Source organism: Streptomyces sp. NPDC111606 (assembly GCF_055656945.1).
This window is the reverse complement of record NZ_JBVKBY010000022.1, coordinates 37,933-58,325: the sequence shown is the minus strand read 5'-3', so window position 1 is coordinate 58,325 and position 20,393 is coordinate 37,933. Positions and strand designations below refer to the sequence as shown.

Sequence of the window (20,393 nt, the reverse complement as noted above, 5' to 3'; positions counted from 1 at the left end):
CCGCTTCGCTCTGCCTCCGGCAGCCGAATACTCGCTTCGCTCGTTTCGCGCGTCCCCGCGCGAATTACCCGCCTCCGGCGGGGAGTTGAGAAATTGGCCTCCGGCCATTTCCCAACTTGCGTGCCTCCGGCACGAAAAGCGGGCGGAGAGGATTTGTGCCTCCGGCACAAATTTATGTATGCTTGTTTTGATTGTGGAGGTGGGTAGTTCGGGTTTGAGTTGGGGAATGAGTTGAGAGTCCGTCAATGCCACTTTGTGGGGGCGGATTTCAGGGAGGGAATCTCCGATTCGCCTTTAAGGGAATCTCCGATCCCCTTAAAGGCGACGGTATTTGAATGGTATTCCGTGAGGAAAAGTAAATCACGGAATACCGGGAAAGGGCAACCAGGCCCCTCCGGGGCCGGGTTGCCCATACAGGGAGGGAGTGAGGGTGAGGGGGCTGCCTCCGGCAGCCGGGGGTCAGGGAGAGGGGAGAGACCAACCCACACCCCAGCCACCCACCCACCACACGCGCGGAGGCCTCCTGCCGACGCGCAACACAAGACAGCCACGCCGCTCCGATCCCCGACGCCGCCGCACCCAACCCCCTTCTCTTCTCACTTGGGCAGGGAGCAGCGGCCGCAGAGGGGATGTCAGCAGACGTACCACGCCCGATCGTTGGGGTGACCTGCGATGATACGGAAGCCGGCTTCGAGACCGCGCAACCTCCACCGCAACATCTAGCGCAACGCCCTGGCGCAACATCCAGCGCAACCCGTAGCGCAACAGGGGGTTCCATCTGAGCGCCAAAAACACTATTATTTGAAGTCCTGGGGAGGCGATCCCCGGGAACCGCAAGGGACCAACGAAGGGGAAGACGTGGAAATCCAGATCAAGGACGGAATAGTCCGTCGAGTACACGGAGGCAAGGACGCCCCTCTGAACACCCTTTCCGTCCAGGCTCGGACGGTCGCGAACTTCCTTTCTCTGGCGTGCCGCCGGGCAGGAGCGAAGATCGTGCACAATTCCGACGCGAACTACACCGGAATTCGCTTCGACACCAAGGTCGGTCCGGTAGTGCTGGAAATGCCGACGGGTGACGACCCTTACCGAATCGTGCACGAATTAAACGAGCCGGACCAGTACGGGCGCACCGAAGTTGAGATGCGGCGATTCCCACAGAGCTACAAGCCCCAGGGAATCGCGCACATTACGGGCGAGTTCCTCCTGTCGCGAGGCTTCCTGAAGTAGTCCGCACAGGGGCTGCCCCTTCCACCCGGCATCACTGAGAGGAAAAGAAGGCCATGGAGAACACGCGGATGGAACAGCGGAGCCGGGAAGCCGGAGCGCCGCTCACGGACGGGGAGAAGGAGCAAGCCCATTACGCGCTCGCTGAGTTGGCGCGCAGCGAGCGGGACCCGGACGCCCTGAGGGTTTCGCACGAGCAGGTGGATTTGATCCGGCCGTTCTTCGAGCTCGGTTGGGCCATGGGCGTGCGCACCGGCCACACCGGCCCCGCCATGGCGGACGTGCGGGTTGATCAGGCGACGATTGACCGGGCGTTCGTGGGTCTGCTGTCTGAGCGGGTGGCGAATCAGCTTGTGCTCGCCGTAGCGAAGATCCTTGACCCGCAGGACGCCGGACCCGTGCTATGGCAGAAGGTCAGGTATCACGGCAGCGTGACACGGCGTCACGGCACCTATTGGGTGCACGCGGTCCATGCCCTCACGAGCCCGTTCGGTCTGGGTGCCACGCTGCGCTATGACCTGTGCGAGCTGATCGATGACGTGCCGGAGACGGCGGTCAGTAACGTACGGCGGGTAAGCCTGACTCCGCTCCCCGAGTACCGCACCATGGACTAAGTGTGCAGGTCAGGGGTGGGTTCACTTACCCCTAAAAAACACTATTATTAAAGTTGTTCGGGGGGCGGTGGCTCCGCCCCCCGAACCGCAGAAACCAACAGCGAAGGGGAGAACACCGCATGACTCAGCAGTACGCCGAGCGCGCCACCAACGTAGCCTCCACCGGGGCCCGGAACGCCGACCTCAACGACCTTGTCCGCATCCTGGAGGATGGGCAGCGCCGGAAGCTGGACGTCATCGTCCCCGCGTCCTCGCTGCGGATGCGCGAGGGAAACGTGCACGTCGAGGGCGTCGAATCCCAGATCACGACGTCTGGTGTGACGCAGGTCGACGGCATCTACCGGCCGACCGCCGTTGCTGACGAGGGGATCTCCGACAAGCTGCGCATTCCGCTGGCCTACCTGCGCCGCATGCGCGCGGACAACGTCCCGTTGCTGGACGAGAACGTCAACGCGTGGATGCGGCAGGAACCGGAACGCCGTTTCATGCTACGCGCGTTCCGGGGCGAGAACGGCCCCGGCATGCCGGGCGAGGGCGTGGCCCGCGCGCTGCTGTCCGACAGCTACAAGCTGATGGACAACTTCGACATGCTGCTGGCCGCGCTGGAGGGGGTGGAGCAGTCCGGGCACCCCACCCGCATCACGGGGTGCGATCTGACCGATCGGCGCATGTATGTGCGCGTCGAGTCCGAAGCAGTCGCGATCCAGGCCCGCAGCCTGCTGTGCGGCTACCGCTCCCCGTTCGACGGCCGGAGCGGTGACGAACTGCCGATGATCTCGGCCGGATTCGTCATCAGCAACAGCGAAGTCGGAGCCGGGGCGTACACGATCACCCCGCGTGCGGTCATCCAGGTGTGCCGCAACGGCCTGACTCAGTCGAAGGACGTCATGCGCGCCGTGCACCTGGGGGGCAAGCAGGACGAGGGCGTTGTGAACTGGTCCGGGCAGACCCAGCGCAAGACGCTGGAGCTGATCACCTCCAAGACCGCCGACGCCGTGCGCACGTTCCTGTCGCAGGAGTACGTCGAGGCCAAGGTGTACGAGATGGAAGCCGCCGCCGGTAAGGAACTGTCCGAGCCGACGAAGACGATCGAACACGTCACCAAGTCGCTCAGCATCGGCAACGAGGCCAAGGACAGGATCCTTGCCCACTTTGTCCGGGGCGGTCAGATGACGGCCGGGGGCGTGATGCAGGCAGTCACGTCGACCGCCCAGACGCTCACCGACGCTGACCAGGCCGCCGCCCTGGAAGCACTCGCGGTGCCCGCCCTCACAGCCGCCGCCGCGCACGGCTGACAGACCCCCGTGCGGGCCGGGAGAACTCCCCTAGCCCGACCCGCACGGGCCCAGCCGCCCCAGAAGCGCGGAGCGCGCGCCCGAGCCCCGCAGGGAGCACGAAGCGCGCCCGCCCCGCCCGCTGCCGCGTAGCGGCAGCGCGGCCCGCCTGCGGAGCAGCCCGCGCGCCCACAAGACACCCGCCCCGCCCAGGGGCGCAGTGGCGCTGGCCTTTCGGCGCCCACCGCCCACCGCCCCGTCCCGCAAGGAGCCCTCATGCCTTCACGCCCGGAGCTCACCCACCCCGGCGACGCCGCCATCAAGGCCGCCATGAGTCGCACCCTCACCGCCCTCACCGCCGTCTTCCAAGCACTCGGAGACGGTGAACACACGCTGAACCTCGTGGCCCAGCGGACCGACGACGCGTTCGTCACAGGCCGAACCGATCTCTCCATCGGCACCGAGCCCATCCGCCTGGCCGTGCTGGACGAGGACGAGTTCTGCGCCCTGCGCACCCTGCTGGTGTTCGCGCTGGAGGGCAGCACCATGCGCAGCGCCGTCCTGATCGCGACCGCGGCCACCGAGCCCAACCCCCGCGCGTGCGGCTGGACCATACGCGGCGGGTGGCTCCACCCCATGGACACGGCCGAACTCCAGGACGCCGTCATTCCGTGCCCCCACGACTCCGCCATCACCTGGGAGGTCTACCCCGCCCCCGTTCTCGCCCAGCTCCCCGACTCCGAGTCGGAGGACCCGCGTGCCTGAGACCGAGCTTCCACGGCCCGACAACGCCGCTACGGCGTCCGCCATGGGCCGCGCCCTGCACGCGCTGACCGCGTTGTTCCCGGCCCTCGGAGAGGGAAGCCACGAGCTCAGCATCAACGCCGAGCGTACGGACGGAACGGAGGTGAGCGCCGAACTGTACGTGTCCGTCGAGCCGGGTTCGGCCCGTGTGGATCACTCCCCCGAGGATTACGTGCGGTTCTTCGTACTGCTGACGTTCGCTCTGGAGAACAGCACCGTGCGTGACGCCGTCCTGGTCGCCACGACCACCGACGCTGGCGTACGCGCGTGCGGGTGGGAGATACGGGCCGGATGGCTGCACCCCATGGACACAGCCGAACTCCACAGGGCCGCCCGGTCCTTCCCCGCAGACGACGCCGCGCCGTACGTGGTCTGTCACGCCCCCGTACTGCGCCGCCCCCACGGAACCGCCGAGGAGCGCTCATGAGCGAGAAGACCGCCGTCACGCCGGACGGCTACTGCACCAACACCCAGCCGGTTCCCGGCACGACCGAGCAGGTCAACGGCCACGCACTCGGCGGGAAGTTCTTCAAGATGCACGGCCGCCGCTACGCCGACTGCCCCTGTGGCCGCCGCCCCAGCCTGACCGACCGGGACAAGCTCCGCCGACACAAGCCGCCAAAGGAGTAACCCCGCAGACGCCGTCCGCGCCCCTCCCCGGTACGGGGGCGTGGACGGCCCGCCCCGGCCAGCACACCACTGGCCGACAGCCGCCCCGACGCCCGCACCCTCCCCCTTCGGCGAGCGCCAGGGCGGCAGCCCCCAGCCCATCCCGTCGAGCCCGAGGAGTCGCAGCCCATGCCCAGCCCGATCCTGACCATCGACACACCCGCCGGCCCCGTGCGCGCCACCGCCGGCCCCCGCGAGGCCGACGCCGTCGTGTTCGAGCTGGGCGGGGCGATGCGCGGCAGCGTGCACGTCACCGGCACCACCGACCCCCACCACTGGGACCAGTTCACCGCCGTACGCGCCTGCCTCGGACCCGTGAACGCCTTCAAGACCACCGCCCCCGCCGAGGACCTCCCCAGGCTCGCCCGCAGCCGCACCGGCTACTGGGGAAGCCTCACCCTCTACCGCTACGCCGACCGCCCCGCGGAGTCGGTGTATCCGATGAGTTCCGCCGCCGATCACCCGCCATCGGAAAAGACGGCCGCAGTACTCACCGCCGTCCTGCGCGGGTGCGCCGAGCACGTCGAACAGCGCGCCGACCTGCCCGCGATCCTGGAGGCCTCCCGCCAGCGCGACACCCCCAGCCTGCTGCGCTTTCTCACCTGGTCCGCCTCCAACCACCAGGCCGAGGCCGCCCGCCTGGAGCGCGAGGCCCGTACCGCCCTCCCCGCGCTGAAGGCCGCCGAGGCCGCATGGCGGACCGCCGCACGGTGGCTCGCACTCTGCCCGCATCCGGTCCTGCTGCTGATGCTGGCCGACCACCCCGACTCGCTGACACAGGAGATCCGGGGGTTGCAGTGGCGGGCCCCCTACTGCGTCGAAGCGGCCGCCGAAGAGCGCGAGCGCGCCAGCCGCGCCCAGGCGGAAGCCGACTGACTGCATGCCCAGCAGCGCAGGCGCCCGCGCGGCCGCCGCCCGGCCCTGGTCGGCACCCCATGACAGTCCGAGGAAACCGTAGGTCAAGGGCGGGTTCACATCGGCCAGAAAGATACTATTATTGACAGTTAAGCAAGGGGAGCGTGTGCACCTGTTCAGCCGAATACACACCCTGAACGAGCAGTTGGCGACGCCCCTCCCGCAGCGATCACCGTCGGCACGACACAAGAGCGCCCCGCTCCGAGCACACCCCACCGCCTTCCGAAGGAGTGAACAGATCGCCATGACACGCGAGTTGACTACGCAGGAGCAGTTCGACGCGTTCGCCGACGAAGTGGCGCGGGAGCTGGGTACGCACTGCCGGACAGCCGAACTCACCGACGTCGACGGCGGTTTGGGTCGGCTCGTCATCGACGGCGAAGGCCGCGCCCTGCGCCTGCGCCAGCCCGACGACCGCCACCCCCACCGCCTGAAGATCCACGCTGCATTGCCGGACGAGACCAAGATGATCGCGCCGTCGATCCGGGTCACCGCCCGCAGCGCCCGCCACGTGGCACGCGAGATCACCCGACGGCTGTATCCGCTGCACGCCGAGGCCGCGCAGAAGGCCGCCGAACTCGCCGACCAGGGCGAGCCTCCAACCGCTCGATCGTGCGCAGGAGACACGGCTCGAACCGACCATCAGACTCCGCGCCGCGCCCTGCGCCGCGAAGTCGCCGGCACCATCGGCCTGATCACCGACGAGCACGATTTCCACGCCATGCGGCACTACCGCACCTTCACCTTCGCCGACTACGCGACCTACCTGACAGCGGTCGAAGACCTCCTCCAGAGCCGCGCGTCCCAGGGCGCCCACACCAGGGTCACCCTCTTCGACCCCGAGGAGTACGCCGACTTCTGCGCCGAGAGCGGCCTCGCCGCCGACAGCCCGTCCAGCCGCGCCCGCTTCACCACCGAACTCGCCACCACGGGCCCGACCCTCCCGTACGACGGCCAGCCCCTGACCGACCTCATCCCCGCTCTGGTCGACGAAGCCGTCCGCCAGGCCACGTGGGAGTACGCCTCCACACTCCTGGCCCGACTCGGCGCCTGCGCCTGCTGCGGCCAGGACATCGGCCGAACGGCCTTCGCCCGGGCCTCGGACCTGCTGGCCCGCATCATCGACACAGCCCGGCCAGGCCACCGACACCTCGTCTGCAGCGTCTCGGCAGCACCCGAAACCCTCGCCGCCGTCCTGCACGCAGATACGGACCCGGACGGGGCGAGCCAGCTCGACGAAACCGAGGCCCTCGAATTCACCACAGTCCTCGCCCTCGGTCTAGCAACCCGGAGCCCCGGCGGACTCGTCATACGGACCACCGCCCCGAGCACCCCGGACCAGGTCTACGGCTGGCGACTACGAACAGGAGACCCGGAACCCCTCACCGCCGCAGAGGTCTTCGACGCCTACTGCACCGACATCGACTCCGGCGAACCGATCTCCCCGGAATCGGGAGTCGACTACTGCGTGCCCCCGGACCTCGGGCCGGACGCCAATCCCTCGCCCCACGGGCACCAATAGGCCCGAGGCACACCGTAGATCAGCAGGTCCAATTGGGTTCACACATACCATTTCACACTATTATGTTCAGATAGTCCGAGTCGCACCGCCCCCACCCAATATCCAGATGACGGCCCCCCTTCCAGCCCCAGGAGCTGCCATGCTTCGAACGCTGCGCCGCGCCCTGCGACCGGCACATCTGCGCATCCCCGCCCGCCGGTTCACCGCCGGGATCGCGGCACTGCCGCCCACCGCGCGCGAAGCACTCGGCATCAACGCGACGGCCGCGGAAGCCATCGCCTACAGCCGCGTCCGTGTCGCCACCGCGACCGCTGTCGCCCTCTACCGCAGCGAATACACACTCCCGATGCGCGACGACAACCTGGACGACGCCGTGCGCGCTCTGGACTTCCCCTACTCGGTCCCGAGCCCGGAGACCCACGCGTCCATCCGCGCCGCGCTCGCCGTCCTGGACGCCGACTACACCGTCACCGTCGCCCGCTGACCACCCGCCCCGCCCGTGGGCCGACCCGACCAGGGCGGCCCGCCCGGAAGGAGACCCGGTGTTTCTCGTCGTACCCGACCCCGCCCACGGACTCGTCGCCGCCCCGCAGTCCTCCGACGACCTCACCCCCGCCACCGAAAGCTCCCTTGCCGCCCAGGGGTTCGCCTGGAACAGCGAGATCGAGGCGTACACCCGCCAGGCCGTCCACGGCCCCGCGGCCGTGGACGACACCGCCGGCATGCTGCGCGAACTGGGCCACTACGTCTTCTCCGCCCACCGGCCGCTGCCCAGCAGGAGCTGGCCTCCGCCGCCTCCCACCCCGTGCGCAGATGGAGTTCCGCCATGCCCCGACGCCGCACCCAGCCGCAGCAGCCCGTCCGGTACGCCGCCGCCGAGCACGAGGGACACCACCAGGCCGTGGACCAGCTCCACGGGTACGCGCTCGGCAGCCACGCGACCGCCACGGCCGCCGAGGAGGCAGTACGCGAGCTGACCGCCAGCCCGACGGCCGCGGCCGAAGCCGTCGAGGTACTCGACGCCGCCCAGCGGGCCCGGCCGCCACCGAGCGCCGGATCCTGCGCCGGTACGGATACGCCTGGAGCCTGCGCCAGGACGAAACGCTCTCCCTGCGCAAGGAGTTCAGCCACGACCGGCTGGAGACCCTACTCTCCGGCGGCCATCTGGCCATGGTGTTCAGCCCCGCCGGTCAGCCGTACTACACCACGCCCGAGCGGTACGAGCAGCTGCCGGTCCGCTGGATCCGCGACGGCGACGAGTCGTTCCCGGCAGCCGATCTCGCCCGCCTCGAACGCCCCCGCCCCGCCCTGGAGTTGCTCGCTTCCCGCAAGCGCTACGCACCGTGCGAACTGCACGGGATCTCGCTGTGGCGGTGCCTGATCTGCGGGCCGCGCGAGCGCTTCGAGTGCCAGTGGGGCGAGTGCACCGCCAACCGCATCACGGCCTACTGCGAGCGCTGAGTGCGCATCGACCCCGGACGCATGTTTCCGCTACCACCGCGCCGAGAGCACGACCGGCCGTAAAATCGCAGGTCAGGGGCTGGTTCACATCACCCGATAAGACCCGGTCCCGGGGAGGGCTCGACAGGACACCGGACACCCAGGCCCACCGCTCTGCCAACGGGACCCAGCCGACGCGCGCGTGGAGTTGTTCACGGTCGGCGATGTCGAGCACAACGAGGAACTCGGGCCCAACACGTACCGGGCGGTGCCCGCCTTCCCGGTCAGCGCAGAGTGGGATGGCGCCCTGTTTGAGCAGGCGAGGAATGCGGGGCTCACGGACCGGTCCGTGCTGGCGCATCGCCCCCGACCGCCCCAATTCGCCGTACAGGCAAGGAGAAGAAGAGCTCTCGGACGCCGAGGCCTGCGCAGTGGTGAACAGCTCGGCGGTCTTCCACCCTCAGGAGAGCCCCGACGACGAAGGCCTTCCCTGCATCGAACTCGCGGGCATCCTCGTGTTCGCCTACCTCGACGCCGACCGCCGGGGCGTACGGGTCTCCGTTCATCTGGACACCACCGACGAGCAGCTGATCCGAGCCGACGGCACCGTCCCGATGCAGGTGGAGATCGAGACGGCCACGGTGTTCGACAACCTCACCCCGCCGCCGGCCCCGGCGGAACCGACCGGGTGGAAGGCACTCATCCGGCGGATCGCCCGCCGTACCGGGCTCTCGGGCGGGAAGCGCCAAAAAAAAGGGGGGGTTGACCCTCCAAGATACACTATTATTCAAAATAGGAGATGTTCGTATGGCCCCGTCCGTCACGCACGTGTCCGGCAGCGTCACCGGTGACGTGGAAGTCCGCTTCACGCAAGACGGCATCGCCGTCTGCCGGTTCCGTCTCACCGAGACCCCCACACAGTGGGACACCGCCGCGCAGAAGTGGCGTGACCTGGACCCCATTCCCTACATCTGCACCGCCTGGCGCGACCTGGCCACCAACGCCACCGAATCGCTCGTCGACGGGGTCAACGTCCTGGTCAAGGGACGCATCGCCGGTCTCAAGGACGACTCCATCTACCTGAGCGTCGACGACCTCGGCATCAGCCTGCGCAGGCGCATCGCCTACACCGAAACCAGCCTGCCCAGCCCGACAGCCGCCCGCCCGTACACCACAACCCCGGCGCCGCAGCCCGCCACTGCCGCTCCGGCCCGCGGGCGACCGGGCAGCCCACCCCAGTGGTGGGAGCAGAAGTGGGTCGCCCGCTGGACCTAGTCCGGCACTCCCCACCGCAGCCGCCGACGCCACTCCCCTTCCCGCCGGCCGTGCCATTCCCCCTTCGCACCCTCCGGCGCAGCACCGGTTCGCCTGCCGGTGGCGTGGGAGAGGCTGGCGCTATGGCCTGTGCGATGCCCGTGCTCACGGACCCGCCCGACGAGGAGTTTGGCCTCGACGTGCTGCGGCCTTGCCGGGGGCGTCGCGACCTGGAGTCTGTAGCAGCGTGACCTGACGAGTAGCCGAAGACCATCCGCTCACGATCGGGCATGCGGTCCTACGCCCGTCCCTCAGCTACTGCCCATCGGGCCACAGGACGGCAAGTGGAGCGGGCAGGATCTCTCGGGCCGCTTCCAGGAACTGGGGGCCTTCGTCTCTGGAGTCTTTCCCGCCCTCGTGAATGGCCCGCATGGCCCGCTCCACCCAGTCGTGCTCCAGCCTTTCCCAGTCCGCAGCGAGTCGGCGCAGGAACACCAGGCGGAAGCGCCGCCTGGTGTCCGTGTCGAAGGGAGCGAAGCCGTTGAGAGCGATCTGAAGGCAGAGGTCGAAGGTGGCGGTGAGTTCTGCAGGTGCGCTGTCCTGATCACTCTTCAGCCACAGGCGGACTAGGGCGTTCGCAGCGGAGACCACGGGGTGGTCCCTGGTCGCGTGGAAACTGACGACGGCCATGTCCCACGCCCCGGCCCACGGCTGCATCCCATGCGCGAGGATGTCATCCCCAACGTCGCAAAGGAATTTCGCCTGCTGCTGCAACTGACGGTTGTCGTCCCAGTTCCAAGCGAACCAGTGATCGTCCGTCCGGGGGCGGTATTCGTGGTCGGGCCCGAAGTCGTAGGTCCAGAACGGGTCAGTGCTCCACGGCTCAGCTTCAGGATCATCTTGCAGGCGCACCCGGATCTGCCGTCGGCCGTCGTCCCAGAACCTGTCGACCGCCACGCTGGCGATCAGCCCACTCCATCCCTCCGCTGGGCACTGGGAACGCCACAGCAGCGCCATACGGCGCCAGGCGGCAACGGTTTCGCCGGAGTCCGGGAAGAGGTCGTCGCCGCTGAGTCCCTCAGCAGTCGCTGTGGCTGCCGCGAGGAGCAACAGGTTGAGCGAGTAGGTCGCCGGCCGGGCCGGCAATGTCACGCGCTGCGGCGTGTAGTCGTGGTAGCGGGTGTCGTGGCGTGGGAACAGCGCACGGTGGAAGAGGCTGAGCAGAAGCGTGAGTGTCTGCGTCCGCAGGGACTGAGGCCAGCTGCGTAGCCGTTCCACGAGGAAAGAGGTGATCGTTCCGCGTGTGGTCAGGGGCATGAAGGAGAGCAGCGCGTAGAGGAAAGCATCGTCGAGAGCGGACGGCCTGCTGCGTCGTAAGGCGTAGCGCACCGACTCAGCCAGGTCGTGCAGTTCCTGGGCGGCGAGCCGGGCGACCAGATACTCACCGAAAGTGGCGTGGAGGAACTCATACGTGCTCAAGGTTCGGCCTTCGCGGCTCGCCCGCGCCTCGTGGACGAAGAAGAACCGGCCCAGGAGCAGTTGTGCGGCGGTGAGGTGGGCGCGCAGGCCAGTCGGGGTGGAGCGGGTGTCGGTATCCGGTGTGAGAGCGGCGAGGTCGGTGTCCAGGTCGGCCGCGCCGATCCACTGCTGGCCGCGGTTGAACATCGCGAACGCCACGATCGACAACTGGGTCAGTTCTTCCTTTGCCGCTTCGACGAGTTGTTCCTCGGTCAGCGCGGGCGCCGTTTTGAGGGCCTCGCGTTCGGCGAAGCTCATCAGGAGGCGTTCGTAGAGTTCGGTCTGGCTCAGTGCAGCGCTGTGGAGTTGCAGCGCGTTACGGTCGGAGTCGTACAGTGCCAGCATCAGCAGGAGCAGAGGCTGGGATGCCAGCTCGCGGTGAGCAAGTACGGCCTCGGGTGCGAGGGGGCGAAGGCCACGCTCGGCGAAGCCAGCGGCGTTGGTGGCATTCCACACGTCCAGCCACTGTGCGACCTGGCGGTCGTTGAAGGGCTCCAGCCGCACAGCGATCATGCTCTGCGCGGGGCGCGCCCGGTCGGCGACCGCCGTGCGGCTGGTGACGAGGACGGCGACGTGGCGCCCCTGACTGGCCTCGCGCGCCTGGAATTCGGCCACCCGTAGCAGATAGTCCGTTTGGCTGGTGCCGGTCGCCTGCAGGAGTTCGTCGAAGCCGTCCAGCATGACCACCGGCAGTGCGTGCCGGGCACGATGGACCAGCTCCGGCCAAGTGATGGACTCACCGGTCAAGGTACGGGCGGCGTGCTCGATCTGTGTCTGCAGGTCGGCGTCGGCCGGCGCTTCCCTGAGTGCGACGCGTACGGCGAGGAAGTCGGCGGGTGGAAGACGAGCCGCCAGCACCTGCGTCAGTACCGACTTGCCCGAGCCCGGCTGGCCCAGCACGATCAGCGGGGCACGCACGGCATGCACAGACGTCAGGTGCCCCAGCAAGAATGCATCCAGGTCAGTGCGCACCGGCCGCTCCTGCCACCAGCCCTCAGTGGCAAGTGGGTCGGAGGGGCCTACGTCACAGACCCGGAAGTCGGGATTGACATACGCGGCGCCCAGGGCCGGCAGGCTCGTCCCGTCCAGGGCAGCACGGGCGGTGAGGATCGGCCGGTCAAGCACCGCGGCGTGAGCACGCGCCAGACCGGTGATCCAGACGTCAGCGGGCCTGCGCTGGGCAATCTGCCCAAGGACCTCCTGCAGCCCCTCCAGGGAGCTGCTCACCGTTCCCAGTTGCGCCCGTGTGGCCTGGTGATCCACCGCGTTGGCCCAAAACGCAAGCTCCGGGCAGTCCAGCGCCAACTGCCGGAAGAGCTCCTCATAGCGGGTGACCGCCCGCCCAGGGAGATCATTCGACAGTGCCTGCGCGAAGCGCTCCTTGCGCGTGTCGTCGAGGCTGTCCCACACCGCCAGACCCGACACGAACCGGATCACCTCGGCGGACAAACGCCGATAGAAATCCGAGAGGACTTCCAAGGTCTTCTCGTAAGGCCGCTGCGGCACGGGCATCGGAGCCTCGGCCTGCAGGAGACCGGCGGCGAGGGAACCCAGCCGCCGGGAGGCCACCGCATCTCCCCCCGCCAGAACCGCCTGCTCGGCAGCCGTCAGCTCGAGCTCCCGCGGGTCACACGGAAGCTCCGCTTCGGACAGGACCTCGAAATAGGCGCAGAGAACCACCACCGCGTGGGCCGCAGCCAGGCGTTCGCTGCGATCGAACCGGGACAGCCCCCGCGCCTGTTCACCAAGACCGCGCACCAGACCCGCGCTCAGCCGGGACAACTCGCCCCGCACATCGAACAGACTGGAAAGCAAACCGACGCCCGTGGCGGAAGTCGCCAGCAACAGCCCTCCCGTCAACCGGTCCAAAGCCTGAACCGTACGCTCTTCCGACGCACCCAGCAGGCGAACTGCATCCCGATAACTCAGCCCCACCCACGCCCCCGCATCCGTAACCGAGGAGCCTTTCACCGCCCGGATGAAAACCGTATCCACACACGGCCGCCCCACGGGAGCGAATCACCCGCTCCGCAAGCAAGCACCGGGACGACCAACAGCTCATCCGCTCGCCACCCCGCTGCCCCACAAGGACCACCCAGCCCACCGCTTGGCCTGTTCCGGCGCTGGCAGCGGGACGGGACCTGGGCGCCCGGATCGTCACCCGGCTCCGGGCCGAGGCGGATGCGAAGGGCCTGATCGCCTGGGATGTGAACGTCGACTCGACGGTCTGCCGGGCCCATCAGCATGCCGCCGTGCGGCGAAAAACGGGGACCTCCAGAAGGAGCCGCCCGGCGGGCTCGTCGTCGAGCCGGCCGACCACGGGCTCGGACGGTCCCGCGGCAGCGACCAGCAAGATCCACCTCGCGGTCGAATGCGGCATCAACCGGCTCAAGCGCCACCGCGCGGTCGCCACCAGATATGACAAACTCGCCGTCCGCTACGAAGCGACCGTACTGATCGCAGTCCTCAACGAGCGGCTGTGACTGAGCACTCCAGTCCGCGACGTCCGTCAGCTCTGACGCTCAACCCTCGGCGTCGTGACACCAGCGGCAAACAAGCCTCGAAGATGCTCAGCCAGCAGATCAGGTGCGATCGAGGAGGCAACGGGCAGCCAGGTGACGGCGTCGAGGGCAGGGTCACCCGCCGCATCGAGCGAGGCACAACCCCAACCGTGACGTCCACCTCTGGTCCCCCAGAACACTACGATTCCGTGCACCCAGGGCCCACGAGCGAGTACTGGGTCGCCCTTCGTCCAGTAAAAGGCCGTCCCACCGGCCTCGTCCCACCGCTCTCCTGGCGGGATGTCTGCATCTTCAAGCGCCTGAGCCGCGGCTGAGCAGTACTGGCGGATCTCGGCATGGCTGGTGGCGGCTGAATCGCCATCCCGCATCGTCACAGGTCCCGCCCTTCCCGCCCTTCCCCTATCGCAGACGGAGGTGCGGACTCACTTTCGTGAGCCGCCTGGCTGCTCACCGAAGCACCGAATTACAGGGCTGCGACCAGCACTTTCGCATAGCCGACGACCCGCAGCCGAGGACGAGCAGTCCAGGGCGCGTGTAGCTTTTGAGCTGCCTGCCGGCAACCGCAACGGCCATGCTCGCTTCCCCTGCGCTTTCGGGGCGCCTCGAGCCTTACCTGACAGGCATACTGCTGATGATGACCCAGCGCATCCTTGACCTCGCTGCGGCGGCACAGGCCAGCCAGGGCGAGGATCTCATGCGGCTCCTGAGCGAGGCCAACGAGTTGTACCAGCGCGGCCTTGAGGATCTGCACCAGAATGTGGCAGCGCGTCTCGCCGGGCTGGCCACCGCGGATCTCGTGCTCGCCGCGAATGCGGCCGGCGTGCCCTGTGGTGCATCGCAGGACCGCGACGAGGTGATCCTGCTGCTGGCGTTGGTCGAGTGGGAGATGACGCCGGCCGCCCTGGCGTACGCGGAGACGGCCAAGGACGCCGCGCGCCGCGGTATCTGCTTGCTCCCCGAGGAGTAAGTCACGAGCCGTGAGCACGGCTGTGGGGCAAGCGTCGAGCCTCGGGCTGGACCTCCAACAGCACTCCTGCCATTATTTGCTTTGCGAGCCGGGCAGGTCGGCTCACTGCCACAGGACGGACGGTTCGGCCATGACCTCGAGCGATGAGCCTCGCCTGGCCGACGCTGCCGAGATCGCGGCTGAACAGGGCCTGACTCCCGCGAGGATCAGCGGCCTCTACACCGGGCAGGAGCAGAACGCGGCCGGCAAGACCTTCCCCGAGCCCGTCGACAAGCGCGGCCGCGCTCGCCTGTGGGACCACGCGGAGGTCACCGAGTGGTTCGCGCACCGCGCGCCGACACGGCTCGCTGAACACACACCGCCCTCCCTGGACCCGGAGACGCTGCTGAACGCCGCGGACGCCTCGAGGTACCTCGGCTACAAGAACTCCAACCAGGTCACCACCTTCGTGCGCGACCACCCCGGCTACTTTCCCGAACCGGACGCCGTCGAAGAAAAGGGCACAGCCGACAACCCCTACCGTCGGCAACTGTGGAAGGTGCAGACCCTCAAGGAGTGGATGGCCACCCGGCCCGGTCGCGGAAGACGGGCCGGGGCCAAGGAGTCGCCGCCCCTGCCAGACGTTCCCGTCGAGGGCGATCCCGACGAACTCCTGGGAGCGAGCCAGGCGGCCGCCCTGCTGGGATTCAAGAGCATCGGCTCCTTCTCCAGCAGCCTGTCCCAGGGCAACCTGCCGCTGTTGAAGACCACGGACGGTGTCACCGAAACAGGCCGCCAGAAGGGACGCCGGCGGTGGACACGCCGGCGCATCCTCCAGCAGGCCGCCCAGCGATCCAGGAAGTAGAACCCGGCGGTGAACGCGCCTGCGCTCAACACCCCATGAACGCGGCAGCCGGTTTCGGGGAGTTGGTCCCTTGCGGGCCGGATGCCGCACGATGGCCGGCATGGCGCGGCTCGCCACCACGCCCCGCAGCAGCATCCGCTGCTGCGGACCGGCCATCACCAAACTTCAGCGCCTCCCTGGGGCGCATCCGCCGCGGCCACGAGTCCATCGCTCACTCTCGTGGTCGGGGTGGGAACCACCCCGACCATGGCCCCTCCGCGAGATCGTTCTCAGGTCGTAACCGTGGTCAGGGTCTCGTGGTCGCGGCTCGGGTCAGAGCGGACGGGTTGCCTGCTTCCCATGACCCGTTCCCCATCACGTGCCCCGGCCGCAGAGTTGGCCCCCAGCCCTGCCGAACCGCTGCGCCTGCAGGTCCTGACCGCGCTCGCCCTGCACCGCATGGCCACAACCAGCCAGCTGCGCCAGATGCTCCGGCCGGACAACTCCCGCCAGCTGATCTCCCGCGCGCTGAACAAGCTGCGGGATGCAGGCTTCGCCGACCTCACCCCGCTATCGGGCAAGAACCGTCCGCGTACACACGCCTGGTACCTCACCCCCGAAGGAGCACGCCTGACCCGCGACCTCCCCGCACTGCGAGGGCGCCCGCCCTACCCCATCACCTCAACCACCGCAGCGTCCCTGAAAACGCCGCACACACTCACCGTCCTACGCACCCATCTGCCGTTCGCGGCAGACGCCCGCAGGCTCGGACACGAACACGGCCCGTGGGACTGGACCCCGGAGGTGGCCCACCCCATCGGTGAGGGAGAGCGACTCGTAGCCGACGCACTCATGCACTACACCCTCACCGACGGCGAACACCGATTGAAACTACGGGCGTTCATGGAGGTCGACCGCACCACCATGAGCAGCGAACGCCTGGCCGTGAAACTGATCGAATACGCCCGCCTGTTCCGGTACGAAGCCCAGCCCATCGGCCGCCACAGGCAGGCTGCTCCCGCCGGCCCGGCGTGGCTGCGCTGGTACCCGATCTACCCCCGCGTCCTCTTCATACTCACCGGCGCCTCCCGGACCAGGCTCAGCAACCGGATCAGCGACCTGCAGGCCATGACCGCCCAACACCCACTCGTCGCAGCCCTCGCCCGCGAAGTCCCCCTCGGAGCCGCCGTCCTCGAAGACACCGAGCAGCACGGTCCGTCGGGGAAGGTGTGGGTACCGCTGACAGGCGGCGAGCCCCGCCCCTGGACCCACCTGTGATCACGTCACCCATGCCTGTGACACCTTGACCGCACCGAGACGAGGCGTCACCAGCCGAATACTGCAGCACCGAGTCCGGGCTTGGCCGCAGTGTGGCGCTCGGGTTGGCTCCTTTCCTGATCACCCGACCGATCCAGCACAGGACGCGGTGATCGTCGTGGGGCGTTACGGTCGTTTTGCCTTGCTCAATGACAGGACGGCAAGGCCCGGGCCGCCCCGCACAACGCCCTGATACGGGGGCGCCCGCCAGTCCACTTCCCCGTCGGCCTGGCAGCGGCGAAGACACGCTGCCAGGCTGTCTGTCGGAGGTATCCAGGTTGGCTCACGTGCGTGCGCGGGGCGATCCCCGCCTCTGGGCGGCCATCGTGGACCGCCTCGCCTTCTGCGGCAACATCATCACGACCGGGAGCAAGTCCTACCGCCTCGCCCATACCCAGGCCTGCAAGCGGGCGGCGATAGTCGCGCCGACCGTAGTCCGCACCGGGTCGGGCAAGGGCCGGGCGGCAGTGACGTGCCGCAGCTGCTCAGCTCTCCAGCCCACCGCCAGCATCACGGTCACAACGCAGCCTCGATCGGTCCCGCCCGCCCGGTCAGCAGCAATTCGGTCCAGGAAGAGCCGAGTTCGAGCCGAAGACGGATGCCCGGGTGCAAGTCATCCGCTTCTTCATTGCATCGACACGCGCAAACGCGCCCTGCGCGCTGCCGCCGAATTCCCGGCTCTGTCCGGCCTCCTGCGCCATGTTCCCATCCTGGACGCGCCGTTGACCGACTTGCTCCCGCGATGGGCCGTCAGCGCCTATCCGGCGGCCGATGCAGGATCCCAAGCAGGGTGAGTGGCCTGCAAGTCCGCCTCCTGCATCAGCCCAACTGCGGCGACGCACCCGTCGACGACCCCGAATTGGACGTGCACGAGGCGCTCGACGTGCTGCGCTCCGTGGCTGGGGCGGAACCGTGCAAGGAGTGCGGGGCCGCGGGGTCGCCTTCGGGCCACTCCTCGACGATGGCCCAAACGCCGAGGAGACGAGCCAGTAGGACGAGGCGGCGAAACGGCCCTGAGCTGCAGGTTCTCAGGGAAAGCCCGAGGGGGGATATGAAACGCGCCGGAAGGGCGTCTAGCGCCTCTTATGGCTTGCGTTTATCCCCGCCTTTGCGGAGCGCTTCTTCGACGCCTCAGCGGGGGTGCTCGTGGTGGTATTCTCAGCATTACCTCTTCGGTGCTGTGGTGGCATCCAGCTGGGACCACCAGCGAGAGGAGGTTAGGTGTGAGCACCGGTAACAGCTCCCAGGACGGGGGCAAGGAGCCGGTGTGGGCGAAGCTTCTTCGCCGGGCCGCAGATGCTGCCCGGCTCACGGGGGCCATCTTGCAGAGCGTTTGGTACGCCCTGAAGATCTGGTGACCTGCGGTTAGAAGCACTGATGGGCTCACCCCCGGCCAGGGATGAGCCCATCGATCAGTCCTACACCGCTGTTGGGAGCTGAGCCCCGCCCGCGCCTTGGAGAGCCTGGCGGGGCTCAGTCATGTGGACTGAGGCGGCGAAACATGCTCGCCGTAAAGCAATACTACCACGACGCAGCAATCCCCCAGTATTTAATCTGCGGCCCAGTTTCGGGTCTCGAATCAACTTTGACTTACCGAGACTATTTCGCCATACCCATTTCCCTGCTCACAACATTGCCAGCAGGAAAAGTTTTCCGCGAAGAACGCGTCTAAATTCTCTTGCGGCCCAACTTTCGGCATTGGCAACGACTTTGCGATTTGATCAACTGTGATCAGAACCGATCACCCTGGCGGCATCGGCGGCGCGGAGCGGCATGCAACCTGTCCCGTGAAGGATGTAGCTGGATAACGGGCCAGGGTCCGACAGCGCCGATTACACCTGGCGTCGGACAACGGTCAGTCAACGCAGACGACGCTGGTGAACGTGCGCGGCCGGATGGGTGGGACCAGTCAACCCACAAGGGTTGACTGGTCAACCTGCGCCTGTCGGCACACCGGCCGACGACGCCCGTCGGCCCGCCGGCGAGACACAGACGACGCTGGTCAGGCAGAAGGCGCTGGCAGTCAACCTGCGATTGAGTGGGTCATTGCCCCCGCCTCATGAAGCCCCCGTCGGCGCCTCAGCGAGACCCAGACGACGCTAGTCAGACGGCAGAGGTCGACGACGCTCAAGGCGCGGCAAACGTCGTCGACATGCGACGCAACGAGCGTTCGTGGGTCCTGGCCCGTTATCCAGCTGGGCAGTTGACCGCGCCAGGCATACAACTTGACCTGATGCAGACATGACAAGAGTGCCCGGGACGAGCCTCGACGCGCTTTGACTCGCCAGTTGAGAAGCAGGAACACGTGTCCTGCTTTTCGAGTCTAGCGACCACATGGGGCCACTATGGGACTCGAAGCAACATCAGCCCAAAGCTGCTCCGTTGCGAGCTAGGCGAGACTGGCCAACCTGCTGAACAGGCTTTTATGGCAGGTCATATGAGCAGCGCCGGCTGACGCAACCCGTCTCAATGTGCGCGTCTGGCTGTGGCTCAGGAGTGCGGGGCAATGAATCCTCGCTACATCAGGAACCTCGATTGTGACATAGGTCACAGCGAATTCTGTCGAATCATCAGCCCTCGCGGTTGGGCATGCCCAACCCGCGAGGCATCGCCCCTGTCCAGCAACCGGGCGTCCGTCGCGCTCGGTCCGCTCCTCGGCCCGACGTAACCTTTGGCCATGGCCACACCCTCTCCGGCAGCTGCCGAGACCGCGTACTCGGCGGCCGTTCGGCTGGGCTGCGCGGTCGAGCAGGTGGGGTACTGCGCCCGCCGTCGGGGGCACTGTCACCGCTACGGCATGGGAGCTAACCCGCTTGCCGGACGTCCTTGGGGATCGTGGAGAGTGAGCGGGCAAAGCGCTGAGCGCAGGTCAGCCGGTCGTCTTGCCTGTCCAGCGTGGGGTGTCGTCCGCGGTGAGGTCGGGGCGGAGAGCTGGTACCGGGAGCGTATTCGTGGTGCGCGGTATTCCACGGAGACGACCCTCCTGAGCATCCTCTGTCGTTTCGCTGGGACTTTCCCTGCCGATAGGGTCACGATCATGAGCGTTCAGGTGGAAGTCGTCCCTGAGACGACCGACGAGGTGGTCGGAGCAGTCGCGCGCCTGCTGCCCCAGCTTTCGAGTAACGCCGGCCCTCCCACCCACGAGGACGTGGACCGGCTGCTATGCAGCGAGGCCAACACACTGCTCGTGGCCCGGATCGATGGCCTGGCGGTCGGGATGCTCACACTGATCACGTATCCATTGCCATCTGGGCTGAGGTGCCGCATCGAAGACGTCGTGGTCGACGACGCGGCCCGGGGCCACGGGGCTGGGGCAGCGCTGACCAGTGAGGCATTGCGCCTGGCCGAAGCGGCCGGGGCGCGGACCGTGGATCTCACCTCGCGTCCGTCCCGGGAAGCGGCGAATCGGCTGTACGAACGTCTGGGCTTCCAGGGACGCGATTCCAAGGTCTACAGATTCACTGTGCAGTCGTAGCGCTTCCTCCGGGATCCTGCGCCTGGTCGCGCCCGAGCCAAGACTCGTAAGC

Annotated in this window: 20 protein-coding genes and 1 pseudogene; 20 read left to right on the top strand and 1 reads right to left on the bottom strand. The window is 67.8% G+C overall.

Annotated features, from left to right (window positions below):
• Nucleotides 1–858: 858 nt before the first annotated feature.
• The 13 genes from ACZ7M7_RS43355 to ACZ7M7_RS43295 all read left to right on the top strand — a co-directional run bounded on the left by ACZ7M7_RS43355 (nucleotide 859) and on the right by ACZ7M7_RS43295 (nucleotide 9,740).
• Nucleotides 859–1,230, top strand: coding sequence for a hypothetical protein (locus tag ACZ7M7_RS43355; RefSeq protein ID WP_472127212.1), 372 nt, complete (start codon nucleotides 859–861; stop codon nucleotides 1,228–1,230).
• Nucleotides 1,231–1,283: 53 nt separating this feature from the next.
• Nucleotides 1,284–1,841: a hypothetical protein gene (locus ACZ7M7_RS43350; protein ID WP_472127210.1), complete on the top strand. Its 558-nt coding sequence runs from the start codon at nucleotides 1,284–1,286 to the stop codon at nucleotides 1,839–1,841.
• 119 nt (nucleotides 1,842–1,960) lie between these two features.
• Nucleotides 1,961–3,136, top strand: a complete 1,176-nt coding sequence (locus ACZ7M7_RS43345) for a DUF932 domain-containing protein (RefSeq protein ID WP_472127208.1) — start codon at nucleotides 1,961–1,963, stop codon at nucleotides 3,134–3,136.
• 255 nt (nucleotides 3,137–3,391) lie between these two features.
• A complete protein-coding gene (locus ACZ7M7_RS43340; protein ID WP_472127206.1) occupies nucleotides 3,392–3,880 on the top strand; it encodes a hypothetical protein in 489 nt (162 codons plus the stop codon).
• A complete protein-coding gene (locus ACZ7M7_RS43335) occupies nucleotides 3,873–4,346 on the top strand; it encodes a hypothetical protein (RefSeq protein WP_472127204.1) in 474 nt (157 codons plus the stop codon). Before ACZ7M7_RS43340 ends, ACZ7M7_RS43335 begins: the two co-directional genes overlap by 8 nt.
• Nucleotides 4,343–4,549 (top strand): hypothetical protein, encoded by a 207-nt coding sequence (locus ACZ7M7_RS43330; RefSeq protein ID WP_472127203.1) that lies wholly within the window; start codon nucleotides 4,343–4,345, stop codon nucleotides 4,547–4,549. Before ACZ7M7_RS43335 ends, ACZ7M7_RS43330 begins: the two co-directional genes overlap by 4 nt.
• 168 nt (nucleotides 4,550–4,717) lie before the next feature.
• Nucleotides 4,718–5,464, top strand: coding sequence for a hypothetical protein (locus ACZ7M7_RS43325; protein WP_472127201.1), 747 nt, complete (start codon nucleotides 4,718–4,720; stop codon nucleotides 5,462–5,464).
• Nucleotides 5,465–6,164: 700 nt separating this feature from the next.
• Entirely contained in the window at nucleotides 6,165–7,025 is an 861-nt protein-coding gene (locus ACZ7M7_RS43320) for a hypothetical protein (protein ID WP_472127219.1), read from the top strand.
• Nucleotides 7,026–7,164: 139 nt separating this feature from the next.
• Nucleotides 7,165–7,509 (top strand): hypothetical protein, encoded by a 345-nt coding sequence (locus ACZ7M7_RS43315; RefSeq protein ID WP_472127199.1) that lies wholly within the window; start codon nucleotides 7,165–7,167, stop codon nucleotides 7,507–7,509.
• Between the two features lie 58 nt (nucleotides 7,510–7,567).
• Nucleotides 7,568–8,002, top strand: a complete 435-nt coding sequence (locus ACZ7M7_RS43310; RefSeq protein ID WP_472127197.1) for a hypothetical protein — start codon at nucleotides 7,568–7,570, stop codon at nucleotides 8,000–8,002.
• A 193-nt stretch (nucleotides 8,003–8,195) separates the two neighbouring features.
• A complete protein-coding gene (locus tag ACZ7M7_RS43305; RefSeq protein ID WP_472127196.1) occupies nucleotides 8,196–8,486 on the top strand; it encodes a hypothetical protein in 291 nt (96 codons plus the stop codon).
• A gap of 410 nt (nucleotides 8,487–8,896) precedes the next feature.
• On the top strand, nucleotides 8,897–9,316 hold the full coding sequence (locus tag ACZ7M7_RS43300; protein WP_472127194.1) for a hypothetical protein: 420 nt from the start codon (nucleotides 8,897–8,899) through the stop codon (nucleotides 9,314–9,316).
• Entirely contained in the window at nucleotides 9,273–9,740 is a 468-nt protein-coding gene (locus tag ACZ7M7_RS43295; RefSeq protein ID WP_472127193.1) for a single-stranded DNA-binding protein, read from the top strand. Before ACZ7M7_RS43300 ends, ACZ7M7_RS43295 begins: the two co-directional genes overlap by 44 nt.
• Nucleotides 9,741–10,034: 294 nt before the next feature.
• On the opposite strand, the gene ACZ7M7_RS43290 is transcribed toward ACZ7M7_RS43295, so the two are convergent.
• A complete protein-coding gene (locus ACZ7M7_RS43290; RefSeq protein WP_472127191.1) occupies nucleotides 10,035–13,232 on the bottom strand; it encodes an NACHT domain-containing protein in 3,198 nt (1,065 codons plus the stop codon).
• Between the two features lie 257 nt (nucleotides 13,233–13,489).
• Here ACZ7M7_RS43290 and ACZ7M7_RS43285 point away from each other — a divergent pair, with 257 nt between their 5' ends.
• The 7 genes and pseudogenes from ACZ7M7_RS43285 (at nucleotide 13,490) to ACZ7M7_RS43255 (ending at nucleotide 20,341) form a co-directional block, all read left to right on the top strand.
• Nucleotides 13,490–13,720: a hypothetical protein gene (locus tag ACZ7M7_RS43285; protein WP_472127189.1), complete on the top strand. Its 231-nt coding sequence runs from the start codon at nucleotides 13,490–13,492 to the stop codon at nucleotides 13,718–13,720.
• A 673-nt stretch (nucleotides 13,721–14,393) separates the two neighbouring features.
• The gene (locus tag ACZ7M7_RS43280) at nucleotides 14,394–14,726 is read left to right on the top strand and encodes a hypothetical protein (protein ID WP_472127188.1); all 333 of its coding nucleotides are present in this window, start codon (nucleotides 14,394–14,396) and stop codon (nucleotides 14,724–14,726) included.
• A gap of 130 nt (nucleotides 14,727–14,856) precedes the next feature.
• On the top strand, nucleotides 14,857–15,570 hold the full coding sequence (locus ACZ7M7_RS43275; RefSeq protein WP_472127186.1) for a hypothetical protein: 714 nt from the start codon (nucleotides 14,857–14,859) through the stop codon (nucleotides 15,568–15,570).
• A gap of 339 nt (nucleotides 15,571–15,909) precedes the next feature.
• Nucleotides 15,910–16,827, top strand: coding sequence for a replication-relaxation family protein (locus ACZ7M7_RS43270; protein WP_472127184.1), 918 nt, complete (start codon nucleotides 15,910–15,912; stop codon nucleotides 16,825–16,827).
• A gap of 341 nt (nucleotides 16,828–17,168) precedes the next feature.
• Nucleotides 17,169–17,273, top strand: a pseudogene (locus ACZ7M7_RS43265) (IS21-like element helper ATPase IstB); the annotation flags it as partial.
• Between the two features lie 816 nt (nucleotides 17,274–18,089).
• Nucleotides 18,090–18,224 carry a hypothetical protein gene (locus ACZ7M7_RS43260; RefSeq protein WP_472127182.1) on the top strand — a complete coding sequence of 45 codons (135 nt, stop codon included), beginning with the start codon at nucleotides 18,090–18,092 and terminating at the stop codon, nucleotides 18,222–18,224.
• Nucleotides 18,225–19,903: 1,679 nt separating this feature from the next.
• Nucleotides 19,904–20,341: a GNAT family N-acetyltransferase gene (locus ACZ7M7_RS43255; RefSeq protein WP_472127180.1), complete on the top strand. Its 438-nt coding sequence runs from the start codon at nucleotides 19,904–19,906 to the stop codon at nucleotides 20,339–20,341.
• Nucleotides 20,342–20,393: the final 52 nt, after the last annotated feature.

Bases quoted from the DNA above. Each gene is read 5' to 3' on its own strand.
- ACZ7M7_RS43350 (WP_472127210.1), top strand. From the start codon at position 1,284: ATGGAGAACACGCGGATGGAACAGCGGAGCCGGGAAGCCGGAGCGCCG.
- ACZ7M7_RS43345 (WP_472127208.1), top strand. From the start codon at position 1,961: ATGACTCAGCAGTACGCCGAGCGCGCCACCAACGTAGCCTCCACCGGG.
- ACZ7M7_RS43340 (WP_472127206.1), top strand. From the start codon at position 3,392: ATGCCTTCACGCCCGGAGCTCACCCACCCCGGCGACGCCGCCATCAAG.
- ACZ7M7_RS43330 (WP_472127203.1), top strand. From the start codon at position 4,343: ATGAGCGAGAAGACCGCCGTCACGCCGGACGGCTACTGCACCAACACC.
- ACZ7M7_RS43325 (WP_472127201.1), top strand. From the start codon at position 4,718: ATGCCCAGCCCGATCCTGACCATCGACACACCCGCCGGCCCCGTGCGC.
- ACZ7M7_RS43315 (WP_472127199.1), top strand. From the start codon at position 7,165: ATGCTTCGAACGCTGCGCCGCGCCCTGCGACCGGCACATCTGCGCATC.
- ACZ7M7_RS43305 (WP_472127196.1), top strand. From the start codon at position 8,196: ATGGTGTTCAGCCCCGCCGGTCAGCCGTACTACACCACGCCCGAGCGG.
- ACZ7M7_RS43295 (WP_472127193.1), top strand. From the start codon at position 9,273: ATGGCCCCGTCCGTCACGCACGTGTCCGGCAGCGTCACCGGTGACGTG.
- ACZ7M7_RS43280 (WP_472127188.1), top strand. From the start codon at position 14,394: ATGACCCAGCGCATCCTTGACCTCGCTGCGGCGGCACAGGCCAGCCAG.
- ACZ7M7_RS43275 (WP_472127186.1), top strand. From the start codon at position 14,857: ATGACCTCGAGCGATGAGCCTCGCCTGGCCGACGCTGCCGAGATCGCG.
- ACZ7M7_RS43270 (WP_472127184.1), top strand. From the start codon at position 15,910: ATGACCCGTTCCCCATCACGTGCCCCGGCCGCAGAGTTGGCCCCCAGC.
- ACZ7M7_RS43255 (WP_472127180.1), top strand. From the start codon at position 19,904: ATGAGCGTTCAGGTGGAAGTCGTCCCTGAGACGACCGACGAGGTGGTC.